This window comes from Acinetobacter endophylla (genome assembly GCF_053543775.1).
Genome location: NZ_JBLVOM010000010.1, coordinates 1 through 16,220, shown reverse-complemented (window position 1 = coordinate 16,220; position 16,220 = coordinate 1). Strand labels below are relative to the sequence as shown.

The 16,220-nt window shown below is 41.5% G+C and carries 13 protein-coding genes and 2 rRNA genes; 1 reads left to right on the top strand and 14 read right to left on the bottom strand.

Annotated features, from left to right (window positions below; translation table 11 throughout):
* Positions 1 to 18: 18 nt before the first annotated feature.
* The 5 genes from filE to filA all read right to left on the bottom strand — a co-directional run bounded on the left by filE (position 19) and on the right by filA (position 6,224).
* On the bottom strand, positions 19 to 1,158 hold the full coding sequence (gene filE, locus ACNPNW_RS01690) for a putative pilus assembly protein FilE (protein WP_420937357.1): 1,140 nt from the start codon (positions 1,156 to 1,158) through the stop codon (positions 19 to 21).
* Positions 1,159 to 1,165: 7 nt separating this feature from the next.
* The gene (filD, locus tag ACNPNW_RS01685) at positions 1,166 to 2,830 is read right to left on the bottom strand and encodes a putative pilus system OmpP1/FadL family transporter FilD (RefSeq protein ID WP_396469948.1); all 1,665 of its coding nucleotides are present in this window, start codon (positions 2,828 to 2,830) and stop codon (positions 1,166 to 1,168) included.
* A 13-nt stretch (positions 2,831 to 2,843) separates the two neighbouring features.
* Positions 2,844 to 4,049 (bottom strand): putative pilus system protein FilC, encoded by a 1,206-nt coding sequence (filC, locus tag ACNPNW_RS01680; protein WP_004646032.1) that lies wholly within the window; start codon positions 4,047 to 4,049, stop codon positions 2,844 to 2,846.
* A gap of 34 nt (positions 4,050 to 4,083) precedes the next feature.
* Complete coding sequence (gene filB / locus ACNPNW_RS01675; RefSeq protein WP_004646031.1) at positions 4,084 to 4,917, bottom strand: putative pilus system C39 family peptidase FilB; 834 nt, start codon at positions 4,915 to 4,917, stop codon at positions 4,084 to 4,086.
* A gap of 188 nt (positions 4,918 to 5,105) precedes the next feature.
* Positions 5,106 to 6,224: a putative pilus system protein FilA gene (gene filA, locus ACNPNW_RS01670; RefSeq protein ID WP_420937356.1), complete on the bottom strand. Its 1,119-nt coding sequence runs from the start codon at positions 6,222 to 6,224 to the stop codon at positions 5,106 to 5,108.
* A gap of 259 nt (positions 6,225 to 6,483) precedes the next feature.
* Here filA and ACNPNW_RS01665 point away from each other — a divergent pair, with 259 nt between their 5' ends.
* Complete coding sequence (locus ACNPNW_RS01665) at positions 6,484 to 7,815, top strand: anthranilate synthase component I family protein (RefSeq protein ID WP_420937355.1); 1,332 nt, start codon at positions 6,484 to 6,486, stop codon at positions 7,813 to 7,815.
* A gap of 109 nt (positions 7,816 to 7,924) precedes the next feature.
* Here the strand turns inward: ACNPNW_RS01665 and hisC are convergent, their stop codons facing one another.
* The 9 genes from hisC to ACNPNW_RS01620 form a co-directional block, all read right to left on the bottom strand.
* Entirely contained in the window at positions 7,925 to 9,013 is a 1,089-nt protein-coding gene (hisC, locus tag ACNPNW_RS01660) for a histidinol-phosphate transaminase (protein ID WP_420937354.1), read from the bottom strand.
* Between the two features lie 167 nt (positions 9,014 to 9,180).
* On the bottom strand, positions 9,181 to 10,485 hold the full coding sequence (gene hisD, locus ACNPNW_RS01655; protein WP_420937353.1) for a histidinol dehydrogenase: 1,305 nt from the start codon (positions 10,483 to 10,485) through the stop codon (positions 9,181 to 9,183).
* A 187-nt stretch (positions 10,486 to 10,672) separates the two neighbouring features.
* A complete protein-coding gene (gene hisG, locus ACNPNW_RS01650) occupies positions 10,673 to 11,374 on the bottom strand; it encodes an ATP phosphoribosyltransferase (protein WP_004646025.1) in 702 nt (233 codons plus the stop codon).
* On the bottom strand, positions 11,374 to 12,630 hold the full coding sequence (gene murA, locus ACNPNW_RS01645) for a UDP-N-acetylglucosamine 1-carboxyvinyltransferase (RefSeq protein ID WP_005262612.1): 1,257 nt from the start codon (positions 12,628 to 12,630) through the stop codon (positions 11,374 to 11,376). Before murA ends, hisG begins: the two co-directional genes overlap by 1 nt.
* 7 nt (positions 12,631 to 12,637) lie before the next feature.
* Positions 12,638 to 12,889: a BolA family iron metabolism protein IbaG gene (ibaG, locus tag ACNPNW_RS01640; RefSeq protein ID WP_004730742.1), complete on the bottom strand. Its 252-nt coding sequence runs from the start codon at positions 12,887 to 12,889 to the stop codon at positions 12,638 to 12,640.
* Between the two features lie 133 nt (positions 12,890 to 13,022).
* Positions 13,023 to 13,355 carry a ribosome hibernation-promoting factor, HPF/YfiA family gene (hpf, locus tag ACNPNW_RS01635; RefSeq protein ID WP_004730744.1) on the bottom strand — a complete coding sequence of 111 codons (333 nt, stop codon included), beginning with the start codon at positions 13,353 to 13,355 and terminating at the stop codon, positions 13,023 to 13,025.
* A gap of 185 nt (positions 13,356 to 13,540) precedes the next feature.
* A complete protein-coding gene (locus tag ACNPNW_RS01630; protein ID WP_420937352.1) occupies positions 13,541 to 14,992 on the bottom strand; it encodes an RNA polymerase factor sigma-54 in 1,452 nt (483 codons plus the stop codon).
* 197 nt (positions 14,993 to 15,189) lie between these two features.
* Positions 15,190 to 15,304 (bottom strand): 5S ribosomal RNA (gene rrf / locus ACNPNW_RS01625).
* Positions 15,305 to 15,480: 176 nt separating this feature from the next.
* Positions 15,481 to 16,220 (bottom strand): 23S ribosomal RNA (locus ACNPNW_RS01620); the annotation flags it as partial.

Below are 16,220 nucleotides of genomic sequence, written 5' to 3'. Positions count from 1 at the left end.
CTTATACTCGAATAGTCCTTATCGAATGGCGACTAATTTTAGTTGTCCATGATTTGTCAGCATCTTGTCTTCAACATCTATCGCGGAGGCCAAAGGCGTCAATAATACATATTCAGTTTGTGCAGGAATCTGGAGAACCCCTTCGATACGCTCATGTTGAATAATATTCGCCTGTCCTTCCTGATTTTTAAAACCGCCCGCTCCTTCAAGCACACAGCCACGACTGTCTAAAAATACAACAAAAGGCCAATAATACGTTGGATTTTTCTGGCTAGAGGCATAAGAGTTGATCTGAATATTCTGGATATCGGATTGAAGCTTGACCACTTCAAAATCAAATTCGTCTGCTTTAAGAGGCGCACGAGGCCACAGGTTAACTGCTTTTTTAAGGCTGATTTCTTTCGCTTTTTTAATTTTCTTATCAGTAAAACACTGCATGCCCAAGCTATCGATAGTCTCCGACTGTGAAATACGATAATAACTTTGAGCCAGTACCACAGGACCGGAATCTACTTCTGGAGTTTGAAACAAGGATTTTAATACGGATTGTCCCACCCCTTTTTCACGTTCAATTGTCTGGATCCGGGTAGTTCCGATATTTTTATCTACTACTCCTTCGGGCATGCTATAGAAACGTTTTTTGCCTTCCAAATTAAATTCTTTATTTTCCAGATACTCACTATCTACATATTCAATGCCTTCAACCTGGCTAAATCCCGTTTTTTGTATGGTAGCAACAGAAGATCCAGTTTCAGCATCAGAAATTTGAGGAGCTTTAGATTCAGGTATTAATTGTGGTGTAGACTCAATCTGTGCTTGTGCAATATGCGGTTGTACTGGTTGTACTGGTTGTACTGGTTGTACTGGTTGTACAACCATATTATGGCCATGCTTAGGTTTAACTTGTCCATTTTCTACGACGGGCACTTTTTCTAAGTCTTGCTTTACAGGTGTGGAATGAACTGCTGCAATTCCTGCTGTTTTCGACAATCGAGATTTGTCCTCAGTTTTTTTCTCTGCATTATTACGGGGTACGACTAATGGTCGTCCATCCGGACCAATAATCGTAATAAATTCTTTAGCGCTTGTATAAAAAGACACGGATACCAGACTTAATGCCAGTACCGCTGTCAATCCAACGTTCCCTGTCTTGATCATTTTTCCCTTACCAACGAGTGCGATAATTCAAACCTAAAATTGTAATTTTGGTATCTGTTTTTACGTTTAAACCTGCATATGGGTTCAATAACAGATTATTTACTCCGGTCTGGTTGGCTAAACTACTGGTATTGGCTGGAATTTGATCTTTGCTGCGCAAGAAACCAATCGAGAGATCCAGATCAGTGTCTGCATCGAAACGGTAACCTACACCTAAACCAAAGAGCTGTGCACCATTGATCGGCACCATGGTATTACGCTTATTTTTTGGAATAGCACTGGTACGCGGTTCATAACCTGCCCGAAGCTTCAAGCGGTCTGTAGCGGCATATTCAATACCAATACCAAAGTTCCACGGCGATTCAAATCCCATAGGTAAAGCCAGTGAAGAATCTGTGACATTAGCAGACAAAATTTTGGCAATTTTTAGGGCTGAAATGGTACGGTCAAATTCGAATTTAAATTCGTCCCAGACCTTGTAATCTGTCCAGCCAATATCAAAATTGACTTGCAAATCTGGCATCACTTTATATTTGATACCTGCCTGAAAATGCGCCGGATATTCAAAATCCATCGACACCAGACCTGATTCACTTGATGGTATATAATTTGGAAAGCCAAGAATAGCCGCCAGAATCTGACCGGTTGGCGAGGTCATCAAACCTTTGATCATTTCCTGAGGGGCTTTGGCATTATCAATATGATATTTACCTTTTAAGCGCATTTTCGCAGAACTTTGGTAGACCATACCAAAACTAAAATCTTCGCGCGGTTCCCACAATATTCCCAGGTTATAACTTGGGCTTAAGTTTTGCTCAAGCTCCAGTTGCATTTGACCAAACTTGCCAAATGGATTCATCCCCTCATCCGCATTACAGATCCCGAGCAAAAGAATATCTGTAATAATGTCGGAATTTTCTTTAAACGGCGTACACACAACTTCGTCGATCATACGCAACATTCCGATCAACTCATTCGGGAAACGCAAGTCCGTTTTCATCCCAATGGCTTGATAAGACATCCCGATAGAAGCACCAATCGACAGCTGGTCATTAACCTCATAACCGATGGATGGTGACAGATAGGTAATCCGCTCTAAAGCAACCTGCTGCCCCATAAAGTTTGCCGGGTTACCATCTTCATGACCAAAACCTGCCATGAGAGGAGCATAAACAGCAGTCGCATACGTGGCTTTAGATCCAGGTGGGTTGTATGCGATCCCCATGGTCGGTGCAGTCAAAGGAAGGCCTTCCCCTAAATCCACCATTTTTTTCAAAAAAGGGACATAAAGGCTGACATATTCCACATCACCTTTGACCGACCCTTTAAAATCGGTACACAAATCAGATGAAACTTCAGGACCGTCATTACAGACAATAGGATCATCAGAATAGCCAAATACGTTATATCCGGCGGGTACTGAAAACTCACGCTGGATATCAAAATTAGCCACAATGATTTGCTGTTCGGTTTGCAGCCCATTAATTTTAGTCAGTGCAGCCGGGTTAAAGTGGACCGCATTGACCCCTGGAGGATCTGCAGTGACAGCATTCCCCATGGATAGTGCACGTAAATCAACTGAAAGGTTGGTTCCCAATTGTGCAAAGGTATAACTTGAACAGCCCGCAAGAATAATTCCTATTAATAACGGGCTAAGTCGAATGTTTTTCATACGACACCCCCTATTAACTAATTTTTTTACCAAAACCTAAAATATCAAGTGGGAATGACAGTCCCAACGAAACATCCGGTGCATCTTCGGTCAGCCCTAGGCCAACAGTACCATTAACAATGGTTTCTGGAGAGACTCGCACACCTAAGGAAATTGCAAAGGTAGAACTGGTCTGATCCGCAGCAGAATAACTTTCACCCGTGTTATAGCTAAATTCCGCACCGGTATTAAAGCTTTGCTGATAGGACATGGTCATCGAAACGTCATAGTTAAATGAATATGCGAAACCAAAGGCAAAGCCTCCACTAACACCAGGTTCAAACTCCTCAATAATTCGGCTACCTCGACGCTGATTTAGGCCTGATTCTTTAAAACCATAGTTCGCAGAAACTGATGCAAACAGCACGACTGGATCAATGTATTTACGCGTACTAGCACCTACTCCAGCAGAGTAATAACCCTTTCCTGCTGCTAGATCTGTCGCGGCATTAATTTCATAAGGACTATCACCCGTTTTAGTCGACAAATTTGCAAATAAAATCAGAGGCAGACGACCCGCTTTTAGTGGAAAGGGTTCCCAGCGAGCACCCAAACTAATATCGCCCAAACCTGCAGTAGACGTATCTTTTAACAAGTCAGTTTTGGCCACTAAAGGTAAGGATGCAGTCAAGGTCAGGTTATCTTTCACGCCATATTGGAAAGTGAAAGTATTGGTCATACTATGTGTTGCATTTTCTTGAACACGTAGTTGATACAATTGGCCCTGAGCCATTTCTATATCAAGTTGAGTGTCTCGATAATAGGTATAATCAATATCGTAATATGATGAAATTTCGCCTTGTTTTATCAGAGAGTATTGGCGTTCATTTGACGTAAATACTTCTTCCAGATTAGCTGCCTGAGTAGCATCTCCTTCTTGTTGCTGTAAAGCTTGAGATGCATCTACGACTTGGCCAGCCTGAGTCTCTACAGGTGATGCTGTTTCAACGACCGCCTCTTCAACTGCTTCATATTCACCTAGTTCTGACTCTTCTGCAGCCTGCGTTTCGACCTGCCCGGTTTGAGCCGGTACAGATGCAGCAGTTTCAACGACAACTTCCTCATCAACCGTTTCGTATTCACCTAGTGCTGGTTCTTCTGCAGCAAATGCAACGCCCATTACCATTTGAATGCTCAGTGCCAAGAACGTCTTGTTCATCCATTTACTGTTCATATCCATTTCACCATTTTAATTTTTATTACTGTTTTTCATTTTATTTATTCTTGTAATACAGTCTCAGGAAGTTATGTTGATATTCCCCAAATTTTTCTGACTCTGTATTACGATTACGGTCCATACGGATCGTAGAAGCTTTATCAGCAATTTTGTCCATATAAAATTGTGGATACTGCATGTCAACCAAGGCATAGCGATTGATCGTAGCATCTTCTACATGGCGCATATCTGATTCTTTTAATGCTAGAAAATTTTTGCGATATTGTTCAGGTACATTAATCAGGAACAAAGTGTTATTTTCCCAAATATCCTGAAAACGCCGTTCCTCAAAACTGATATTACCAAGTGCCGGATCTGCGACATAAACCCGGCCATTTTTATAACCTTTATAAACTACAAAATGCTTAAATCCTGCATAGGAAATCGGAACAATGGCGGGCTGATCTTGATTAACTAAATCTTTGAACTCCCCTCGATAGCCTCCACTTTCCAACCCTAAGGCTGATACAAAGCGCTTCATATCAAGCAGAGAAAAACTACGACGTTCAACAATTTTATCCGTTTCACCGAATTTCATCAGCCCACTCATGACTTGCTGCTCATCCAGCTGCGTACCGACATAACCATTGAGCAGGGTCGTAAGCGCTGCCGAACCACAACTGTAATCATAAGCCTGACGTACAATGCCCTGAAACTGATCCAGAAGTGCAGGTTTTACTTCCACAGCTTCACGGTGCATACGCACAAAAGAGTCATTTCTTGAATCAAGAACTTCAGTATAGTGAACAGCACCATTCGGCTGTTTTTTGATATCCAGAGCTTCTTTGGCAGCGTAATACATCAATGCCGAGCCCAACGCGATCTCTAACATAATTATTAACTTTTCTTATAATGGGCATAATGTGCCTATTTTTCTTTTTATAGAGCATTAACTCTACTTCCCTGTAACTAGAAAGATACCTGCTTTTTCAAAAAAATACAGTATTTTTTTTATTTTTTGGATAAATGATTTAGTCATAAAAAAGCGCGTGTAAACACGCGCTTTTTTTTAAATAAAGATTAGTGACCTGAAATAGTAATAACTGCGCCTGGATGGTATGTACCTTGCGCTGGACTGTAATAAGTCTGCATTCCTTGAACTTCCATATCACCAATTGATGCTGCGTCACGGCTACCTAAATGAATACCTTTCACATAGTTATCATGCGCACCACTTGTACTGACAATACGAATAAAACCTTTATTTGCAGTTGACTCACCAAATACACTAATATTTTGATTTAAAGTTAAATTTTTAGAATTAGCATCTGTAAGCTTGATACTCTCGATAAAGATTTCACCGGGACCATCCGTTGTTATACCGGCAGCAATTGTTGCACCATCTGTTGAATTATCAAGAATACCCAAATCGTTGATTGTCAAACCACCAATCATTGTCGCATTCAACTTGATCATCGCGCCTTGAGGTGCTGCACCCAATTGAATGTTTGCAGACATAGGACCTGTTTTAAGAGATAAACCAGACAAAATGTCATTAACCTTGCCTTGACCACCACGACGAATAGTATTTGCATTAGCAGCTGGTTCAGCACCACTTTCTACAACACCAATTTTACCAATACTGATGTCTAGGCCTGAAACTTCAGCTGCAATGTTAATGAACGGATCACCACCATTTGCATCAGAATCAATTTTTAAATCCATAAGGTTGCGCGAAGCTAGTAAGTAAGCCCCATTGTCATCATAGTTTGCACCAACAACAACACCATGGTTTTCATTCTTATGACCTGCTTCATCATTACCATAGATTACGATTGCAGCAGCCCCACCTGTACCACCTAAGCTGACATCTTTTGCAACAGGGTCATATGAAGCGGTTCGTGTATTGATATCTACTACAGTCCCACCTTGATTCGTTGCCAATGTACCAGTTTTATATACAACACCACTTGCATCTGATAATAAACCAGTTGACTTCATTGTAGAACTAGAAGATAAACCATCATTGTCATGAATAAATAGTTTTTCAATTTCAATTTTTGAAATACCGATACCAATACTAATACCGTCTTGACCCGTTGTTTCGCTTAGAGATGCATCATCCATTGCTTGCATCGCCATCGCATTGGCACTAAATGCAACTGAAGTCGCTAAAACTAATTTTGTAAATTTTTTCATTGTTTACTCTCCCAAGAGTACTATTTTTTTTGGTTGTGAATTACTCAGTGTTTAGGCTGTATTTTTTATTTTCTGACAGCTTAAGCATCTTTCCTTGAGTAATTTGCTAGCCCACTTAAATTAGCCTTGAGTCAGTTTTTGATCAACTGTTGTTGGTCGCAATCTGTCGCTTACCGATAAACGGTATTTTATGATTTAAAAATATTTTCCTGACTTCTTGATATAAAATAGTGAGTCATATTGAACTCTCCATAACTGAATGACCGAAGCTCTCTATCATCGTCCCTTAAAGTTTGAATCACGTCTGGTTACAGATCTATTATCCGCATTGAAGACATTAGATCATCTGGTGTATTTAAATAATAATGGTCGGCCTTTTATTGCCTGCTGCGCTCAAGAATATTTTGTTGAGCAGACATCACGAATTCAGTCTTTTAAAAGAACAGGGATTGAACAATATCAGCCCAGCCCATCTGAATTTAATTTAGCGTTTAATGCATTAAAAAATCCTCAAAATAATGAATTTCATGGAGGTTATGTTGGTTTTATCGGCTACGATTATGCGGCTCAACAATATATTCAGTATCCAGATCGTCCTCAACCTGGTTTATTTATTGGTCAATTTTCTTCCTACATTAAACCAACCCCTGATGGCTGGATGTTCTATAGTGATGACCCCCAGGCAGAACAGATCTTCAATTATATTCAGAACTTACTTAATCAAGATAAAATTCACTCGACATTTCATTTAAAAAATCCTTGTACCTCACGCTGGACTAAATCTGTCTATACTCAGGCTTTTCAGAAAATTCAGGACTATATTGTTGCAGGTGACTGCTATCAGATTAATCTAACCCAAGAGTTTAAAGGTCGTGCCCAAGGCTCCCTCTTAGCGACTGCCCAAGCATTCTGGACATTAACCGAAGCGCCCTATGCGGGTTATTTGCGTATTGGTGATTTTGAATTACTCAGCTGCTCACCCGAGTTATTTATTGACTTCGAAAAAAATCGGAAAATTATCACCAAACCAATTAAAGGCACCATGCCACGCTATAGCGATCCAGTGCTGGATGAACAATCTAAAAAAACCTTAAAAGTATCGGAAAAAGATCAGGCAGAAAATGTCATGATTGTGGATTTATTACGTAATGATTTAAGTGTTTATGCGGAAACAGGCTCAGTTAAAACACCCAAATTATTTAATATCGAAAGTTTTAATCAAGTGCATCATATGGTGAGCGAAGTAGAAGCGACCTTAAAAGCAGATGTGAATCCTTTCGAAGTGTTAATGTCAGCCCTACCAGGTGGCTCAATTACGGGCGCACCTAAAATTCGTGCCATGCAGATTATTACTGAATTGGAAGGTGCTGCACGTGGTGCTTATTGTGGATCAATGGGTTATTTTAATTTTGATGGTACCGGTTCCTGGAACATTCTGATTCGTTCCATCCAAAAATATCAAGAAGATGTTTCTTTATGGGCGGGTGGTGGTATTACCATTTCTTCTGATTGTGATGCTGAATACCAAGAATGTTTTGATAAGGTTTTAGCAATGCTGGATCTGTTAAATACGTGGTATCAGCCTGAGTAAATAAAAAAGCGAATCATTTGATTCGCTTTTTTCTACAAATCCACCCTAACCCTCCTTTAGTAAAGGAGGGAACTCCTCCCTTTGAAAAGGGAGGCTAGGAGGGATTTAATCACACCAAAATCTCATTTTTTAGCGTATCGACTAAACGCTGATTTTGCTCATCTGTACCAATAGTAATTCGCAAGAACTGGTTAATACGTGGCTTGTTAAAATAACGCACGATAATGCCACGTTCACGCAACTCACTTGCAAGTTCGCCTGCATCCTTAGATGGTAATGTGGCAAAAATAAAGTTAGCACTCGAAGGTAATACCTTAAAACCAAGCTCATTCAGCTGGGCTACTAACGTTTCACGACTGGCAATAACTTTCTGATTTTGTGCTTCAAAGTATTCCTGATCTTCAAAAGAAGCCACCGCTGCAGCGATCGCAAAACGATCCATCGGATAGGAGTTGAAACTATTCTTGACTGCTTCAAGAGCTGCAATTAAGTGGGGCTGAGCAATGGCGAAACCTACTCGCAGACCTGCAAGAGAACGTGACTTCGATGTGGTTTGACATACGACTAAATTTTCATATTTCTCAACCAGCTTGACTGCTGATTCAGCACCGAAGTCGACATAGGCTTCATCAATCACCACCACTGAATCCGGATTGACTTGTAGAATTTCCTCAATGGCTGCCAGACCGAGATCAATACTGGTCGGTGCATTTGGATTGGTGATGATAATACCACCATTGGCTTGCTTGTAATCATCCACGACAATTTCAAAGTCATCATTGAGTGGTAAAACTTTGGTTTTGACACCAAAAAACTGACTATAAACTGGATAAAAACTATAAGTAATGTCGGGATAAAGTACAGGCAACTCTTGCACAAAAAATGCTTTAAAGATATGTGCCAAGACTTCATCTGAGCCATTGCCGACAAAGACTGTTTCAACAGGTACATTTTGCTGTTTGGCAATCGCATGCTTCAGTTCAGAAGCATCCGGGTCCGGGTATAAACGCAACGCATCCGCTGAATTTTCCAGTACTTTTTGCACTGCTTCCACGACTTTAGGCGAAGGCGGATACGGGTTTTCATTGGTATTCAGTTTTAAAATATTTTGAATTTTTGGTTGCTCGCCTGGGGTATACGGTTCTAATCCACGTACTTCAGGACTCCAAAAACGCATTTGTTCTGTTATGATCTTCATTTTGTATTCTCTTTAACCCCTCTCCTAACCTCTCTTGCATTTCACTTTAAAGCAATGCTTAAAGCTCATTCAGGGAGAGGAATTTTCATTACTAAAGACACAAGGTTTTTGTGGTTTAAATTCTCCTCTCCTTTTAGGAGAGGGTCAGGGAGAGGTTGTAATGCTATTTATGATTGATAACGATAGCGTGCCGAACGTGCATGTGCATCCAGGTTTTCCTGTTGCGCCAAGATATCCGCAGTTTTTGCTAAAGTTTTTACACCTTCTTGTGAGCACATAATCAGGCTTGAGCGCTTCTGGAAATCATAGACACCCAATGGTGATGAAAAACGCGCAGTACCTGAAGTTGGCAAGACGTGGTTTGGACCGGCACAGTAATCACCAATGGCTTCAGGTGTATAACGCCCCATAAAGATTGCACCAGCATGACGAATGCTGTCAGACATTGCTTCTGCATCATCTAAACATAACATCAAATGCTCAGGTGCCACCTGATTAATCAAATCCGATGCTTCTTGACGGTCTTTCACCAAGACCAAAGCACCACGATTGGCAATCGAGGTACGGGCAATTTCTGCCTTCGGTAATGTTGCCAAGTGCATTTCAATCGCCTGCTCAACATCATTCAGCAACTGTTCATCTGTTGTGATGAAAATGGCTTGTGCCACAGTGTCATGCTCAGCTTGCGAAAGTAAATCCATCGCCAGCCATTCAGCATTATTTTGGCCTTCGGCATAGACCAGAATTTCAGAAGGTCCTGCAATCATGTCAATACCGACCTGACCAAACACCGCACGTTTTGCCGCAGCAACAAAACGGTTGCCTGGGCCGGTAATTTTATCGACCGGTGGGACAGTTTCTGTACCATAAGCCAATGCCGCAACTGCTTGCGCCCCCCCAATGGTAAAGACGCGCGTTACGCCTGCCAGATATGCAGCCGCCAATACCAATGGATTTAAATCACCATTCGGCGCAGGCACCACCATAATAATTTCAGGAACACCCGCCACATGTGCAGGCACCGCATTCATCAACACAGAAGATGGATAAGACGCCAAACCACCCGGCACATAAATCCCAACACGATCCAATGGAGTCACTTTCTGACCGAGCGTATTTCCTAAAGCATCGACATAAGTCCAGCCATCTTGCTTTTGTGCTTGATGGAATTCCCGAATACGATTCGCTGCAAGTTCAAGTGCTTCCCGGACTTCCGTGCTTAGACCATCAAATGCTGCTTTCAATTGTTCCTGGGTCAGCTCCAGCTCTGAGAATTGATGCGCTGGATGTCGATCGAACTGTTGAGTGAGTTTAAGAACTTGAGCATCACCATGCTGACGAACATCAGCAATAATTTGATCTACAGTTTTTAAAAGTTCAGGATCATTAACAGTTTCAAAAGCCAACAAGTCAGCAAATGCTTGCTTGAAGTTTTGATCTTGGGTCGATAAACGTCGCATCAATTTACCCATCAGGTTTGAATTCGAAGGCTTTAGTTTACCTGTTTTCCAGACTTTTGTCGGCAGCTATAGTGTTCTAGCTCTATGAGTTTTATTGGAAATAACTTTTGGTAAAATTGATGAAAAGATTTAGAACATTTTTTATTTTCAATCAAATAAAAAAACCGCCCTGAAAGGACGGTTTTTTTACGCAACAAATTTAAGCCTGTTTTGCTTTTTCACGTTCTTCCACGGCTTTTTCAAGCTGTGCCAGAATCGGATTTAACAATGCTTGCTTACGCTTGAAACTGGCTTTGTTCACGATTAAACGTGAAGACACTTTACAAATTTCTTCAAGTGGCTCTAAACCATTGGCACGCAAGGTATTACCTGTATCCACGACATCGACAATGTAATCGCCCAGACCGACCAGTGGTGCAAGTTCCATGGAGCCATACAGCTTGATCACATCCACCTGCTCGCCTAGGCTGGCATAGTATTGACGGGTCAAATTCACGTATTTGGTCGCAATTTTTAAGCGACCTTTAGGACGTTGCATCCCCACCTTACCAGCGGTCATCAATTTACATACCGCAATTTTCAGATCCAATGGTTCATAGACGTTTTGCGCGCCATGTTCCATCAATACGTCTTTACCGGCCACGCCAATATCGGCTGCACCATTTTCAACATAAGTTGGTACATCTGAAGCACGTAAAATTAAGATACGAACCTGTTTATGCGTGGTCGGGAAGATCAATTTACGAGATTTATCAGGATCTTCTAAAAGATTAATCCCTGCTGTTTCTAGCAAAGGTAAAGTCTCTTTTAAGATACGCCCTTTACTTAATGCCAAAGTTAAACCATGATCAAAATTGCCCATTACGTCAAAGTTTGGATCATCGTTTCTCATATCGCTCATTAATTTACTCGCTTAATTTGGGCACCTAAACTTTGTAACTTTGCTTCTACATCTTCATAACCGCGGTCAATATGATAAATGCGGTCAATCAGCGTTTCACCTTCAGCGGCAAGTGCTGCCAGCACCAAAGAGAACGAAGCACGTAAATCTGTTGCCATTACAGGTGCGGCAGAAAGTTTTTCTACACCTGTCACGACAGCATCATTACCTTCTACCTGAATATTGGCACCCATACGTGCCAATTCAGGAACATGCATGAAACGGTTTTCAAAAATCGTTTCAGAAATTGTCGCAAAGCCTTGAGCAATGGCATTCACAGCCATAATCTGGGCTTGCATATCAGTTGGAAATTCTGGATGTGGTAAGGTCTGGAAACTGACAGCTTTCGGACGTTTACCCAGCATATCCAGTTCAATCCAGTCGTCACCACGGGTTACTTCTGCGCCCATTTCTTCAAACTTGTCCAACACAGCTTCCATCAGGGACGGATCCGTATGCGTGGTTTTGATACGACCGCCAGTGATCGCTGCCGCTGCCAGATATGAACCGGTTTCAATCCGGTCAGCAACAACCGCATATTCACAACCATGCAGGCTTTCGACACCGGTCACGATTAAAGTATCAGTATCCAGACCTTCAATTTTGGCACCCATCTTGATCAGCATTTGCGCAAGATCGGTAATTTCCGGTTCACGTGCTGCATTGCGAATCGTGGTCACACCATCGGCCAACACGGCAGCCATCAGAATATTTTCTGTTCCACCTACAGTTACCATATCAAAGACAACTTCGCCACCTTTCAGGCGACCATCGACTTTGGCATGTACATAGCCGGCTTCTACTTCAATCTCGGCACCTAAAGCTTCTAAAGCTTTTAAATGCTGATCGACAGGACGAGAACCTATCGCGCATCCGCCTGGCAAAGACACTTTTGCACTACCATAGCGCGCCAACAAAGGACCCAGCACCAAAATAGAAGCACGCATAGTTTTTACGAGCTCATACGGTGCGAACTGGTTATCTAGTGTAGACGTATCAGCAACCACCGTATCGCCTTCATAAGTCATGGTGATCCCAAGACCAGCAATCAGCTTCACCAGCGTATTGACATCTTTTAAATTAGGAACATTTCTGAGCGTAATCGGGGTATCAGCAAGAATCATTGCTGCCAATAATGGAAGTGCTGCATTCTTTGCACCAGAAATGCGCACTTCACCTTCGAGCTTGATACCGCCCTGAATTAAAAATTTATCCATTAAATGATTAAGCTCCAAATAAGCTTGCTTTGCGCCATTCTTCTTTTGTCATCGCGCGAATCGTTACTGCGTGAACTGCACCACTGGCAATATGGGCATTGAGAGGAGCATAAACAGCTTGTTGGCGTGCAACTGGACGCTTACCTTCAAATTGATCATCCACAATACGGAGATCAAATTTTCCGCCCTGACCACTCACAGCAACATCCGCCTCTGGAAAAGCGGCTTCTAAAATTTCAGCGAGCTGTTCATTATTCATCACAAGACCTCTTATAGGACTAAGGGTGTAAAACGAGCCATTTTACTATAAATAGCAAAAATAATTCATGGATCCATACATTATATATATAAAAAAAAGAGGCTTTTAAAACCTCTTTTTCATCATTTGTCCTTTATAGGGCTAAAGGATGCTGCTGTAAATGCATTTCCCGGTATCGATCAATCTGCCGTTTCAATTTTTCGGTTAATATTTTAATTGAGGTATACATATCATCTGCGGTGGCGTGAGCAAAAAATTCAATGCCCGGTAATCGGATAATAGCCTCTGCGATATGATTACTACTGCCCTTTCTAGAGCGTTTATCAATTTGATGATCTTTCGAGAGTTTCACTTGCATACTATTCACCTGATCCAGGTGCTTCGTCATCTGTGAAAACTTGGTTTTTATACTTTCTTCAATAGCTGGCGTAATCGATAAATGATGTCCACGAATTGTTATTTGCATAGTTCTATCCCTCACCTTCGTTAGGATTAGAAGAGTCACAATACAAAATAATTTAAATACAGCAACTTATAAATAAAATATCCGTATTTTAAGTCCTGAATCAAATCATTTTTACTGCTCCTCAAAAGAAAAAAAGATTCATTATGCTGTCATAATGAATCTCTAGAATAGCCAGATTTCAAATTTTAGATCAAGACTTTTCGCTCAGAAGATGAAGGAATATGTAACGATTCACGATATTTCGCCACCGTACGTCTTGCCACATCAATGCCTTCATCTTTTAACATATTGGCAATTGCATTATCAGACAGAGGCTTACGGGCATTTTCTTCGGAAATCAGTTTTTTGATTTTGGCACGAATAGCAGTAGAAGATGCTTCACCACCTGAAGTAGTCCCGACATGACTCGAGAAGAAATATTTCAACTCGAACAATCCACGCGGGGTCAGCATATATTTATTGGTGGTTACACGCGAAACTGTAGACTCATGCAATTCAACTTCTTCGGCAATATCTCTTAAAACCAGAGGTTTCATGCCTTCCGCCCCCATTTCCAAGAACATTTTTTGATGTTCTACAATACAAGTCGCGACTTTCAATAAGGTTTTATGTCGTTCATCGATACTTTTAATGAAGTTCTTCGCTTCCAGCATCTGATTACGCAAGTACTGATTATCATCGCTTTGATCTGCACGACGAATCATTTTGGCATAAAAAGAATTGATGCGTAACTTTGGCAGTACATCCGAGTTCAAATTGACTTGCCAGCAGTTATTCTTTTTCATCACCACAACATCTGGCACTTGATAATCTGATTCCTTATTTTCAAATTCCAGACCAGGGTGCGGTTTTAAGGTTTTTAGCAAATCTACAGCACAGCGTAACTGCTCCGGATTAAGTCCAGTCTGTTTAATCAGCTTAGGAAGTTCATTAGTAATCAACAATTCATAATGTTGCAGAAGTTTGATCGCATCATTTCGACAAGGCGTTGATGCAGGTAAATTATCAAGTTGGACCAATAGGCATTCGGCCAAGCTTCTAGAACCCACACCTACGGGATCCAAACGCTGAATATGCTTTAATACAACGGCAACCTCATCATCTTCAATTTCCTCTTCAGACCCCATAGAAGAGAGCAAATGTTGTACTGATGCAGTAATTTCACTCAACTCTGCATCTAAAAAACCTTTGTCATCCAAAGAGTCGACGATGCAATAAGCAATTAATTTATCAACCTGTGAAAAATTCAACAGATTAATTTGTTCTAGCATATATTCCTGCAGACTCTGATGCCCTTGACGATTATCTTCACGCTCTTCGAACTCGGCCGCCCCCAGACTTGTAGGTTGATGAGTATAGACATCGTCCCAATCGGTATCTACAGGTAAGTCATCAGGCAGATGATCGGCGTTAAGTTGATTGGTTAGATCGTGATTTTCATTATTTGATTCAATGGTAGATAAGCTTTCAAGGGTAATTTGCTCTTCAACTTTTTCTAATAGAGGATTACTATCAAGTTGCAACTGAACTTCTTGTTCCAATTCCAGACTTGAAAGTTGTAATAGCCGAATTGCTTGCTGTAATTGTGGAGTTAATGACAGCGAGTTCGCAATTTTTATGCCCACTGATAATCTCATTGTTACCCCCCTTAAAAGAAAATCCCGTTTTATAAGCAATTTTTATGCCGTTTTATTTTTTATAACACAGATTTACTAAAAAACATACAAATTGAATTTTAAATTCCTAGCCTTTCGCGACTAATAATTTTTAAATACTTAATTTTTCGCACAAAAAAACACCCCCTATCATTTGACAGGGGGTTTTTGGAATAATGAGCTGGCGATGACTTACTCTCACATGGGTAACCCCACACTACCATCAGCGCTAAGAGGTTTCACTTCTGAGTTCGGGAAGGGATCAGGTGGTTCACTCTTGCTATGGTCGCCAGCACAACTGTTTATGGATACTTGCTAGGTCTTACGTTTTGCCTTGCTTTCTACCAAATAGAATTCATTAACAGGTATATCTGAGTTGCAGTAGTTTGTTCGTTCAGCGTAACTAAATCAAGTCACTTTGTTTAATATCGAATCAATCGAGCTTAATACAACAACTGTTTGGGTGTTGTATAGTCAAGCCTCACGAGCAATTAGTATTGGTCAGCTTCACATATCACTATGCTTCCACATCCAACCTATCAACGTCGTAGTCTTCAACGGCTCTTTAGGAGACATAAAGTCTCGGGGAAATCTTATCTTGAGGTAGGCTTCCCGCTTAGATGCTTTCAGCGGTTATCCCTTCCGAACATAGCTACCCGGCGATGCCACTGGCGTGACAACCGGTACACCAGAGGTTCGTCCACTCTGGTCCTCTCGTACTAGGAGCAGATCCTCTCAAATTTCCAACGCCCACGGTAGATAGGGACCGAACTGTCTCACGACGTTCTAAACCCAGCTCGCGTACCTCTTTAAATGGCGAACAGCCATACCCTTGGGACCTGCTTCAGCCCCAGGATGAGATGAGCCGACATCGAGGTGCCAAACACCGCCGTCGATATGAACTCTTGGGCGGTATCAGCCTGTTATCCCCAGAGTACCTTTTATCCGTTGAGCGATGGCCCTTCCATACAGAACCACCGGATCACTAAGACCTACTTTCGTACCTGCTCGACTTGTGGGTCTCGCAGTTAAGCGCGCTTTTGCCTTTATACTCTACGCGTGATTTCCGACCACGCTGAGCGCACCTTCGTACTCCTCCGTTACTCTTTAGGAGGAGACCGCCCCAGTCAAACTACCCACCAGACATGGTCCTCGTCCCGGATAACGGGACAGAGTTAGAACCTCAATATTACCAGGGTGGTATTTCAAG

What these genes read in the sequence shown, in the direction of transcription:
- filE (WP_420937357.1), bottom strand. Translation starts at nt 1,158, where the DNA reads ATGATCAAGACAGGGAACGTTGGATTGACAGCGGTACTGGCATTAAGT.
- filD (WP_396469948.1), bottom strand. Translation starts at nt 2,830, where the DNA reads ATGAAAAACATTCGACTTAGCCCGTTATTAATAGGAATTATTCTTGCG.
- filC (WP_004646032.1), bottom strand. Translation starts at nt 4,049, where the DNA reads ATGGATATGAACAGTAAATGGATGAACAAGACGTTCTTGGCACTGAGC.
- filB (WP_004646031.1), bottom strand. Translation starts at nt 4,917, where the DNA reads ATGTTAGAGATCGCGTTGGGCTCGGCATTGATGTATTACGCTGCCAAA.
- filA (WP_420937356.1), bottom strand. Translation starts at nt 6,224, where the DNA reads ATGAAAAAATTTACAAAATTAGTTTTAGCGACTTCAGTTGCATTTAGT.
- ACNPNW_RS01665 (WP_420937355.1), top strand. Translation starts at nt 6,484, where the DNA reads ATGACCGAAGCTCTCTATCATCGTCCCTTAAAGTTTGAATCACGTCTG.
- hisC (WP_420937354.1), bottom strand. Translation starts at nt 9,013, where the DNA reads ATGAAGATCATAACAGAACAAATGCGTTTTTGGAGTCCTGAAGTACGT.
- hisD (WP_420937353.1), bottom strand. Translation starts at nt 10,485, where the DNA reads ATGGGTAAATTGATGCGACGTTTATCGACCCAAGATCAAAACTTCAAG.
- hisG (WP_004646025.1), bottom strand. Translation starts at nt 11,374, where the DNA reads ATGAGCGATATGAGAAACGATGATCCAAACTTTGACGTAATGGGCAAT.
- murA (WP_005262612.1), bottom strand. Translation starts at nt 12,630, where the DNA reads ATGGATAAATTTTTAATTCAGGGCGGTATCAAGCTCGAAGGTGAAGTG.
- ibaG (WP_004730742.1), bottom strand. Translation starts at nt 12,889, where the DNA reads ATGAATAATGAACAGCTCGCTGAAATTTTAGAAGCCGCTTTTCCAGAG.
- hpf (WP_004730744.1), bottom strand. Translation starts at nt 13,355, where the DNA reads ATGCAAATAACAATTCGTGGACATCATTTATCGATTACGCCAGCTATT.
- ACNPNW_RS01630 (WP_420937352.1), bottom strand. Translation starts at nt 14,992, where the DNA reads ATGAGATTATCAGTGGGCATAAAAATTGCGAACTCGCTGTCATTAACT.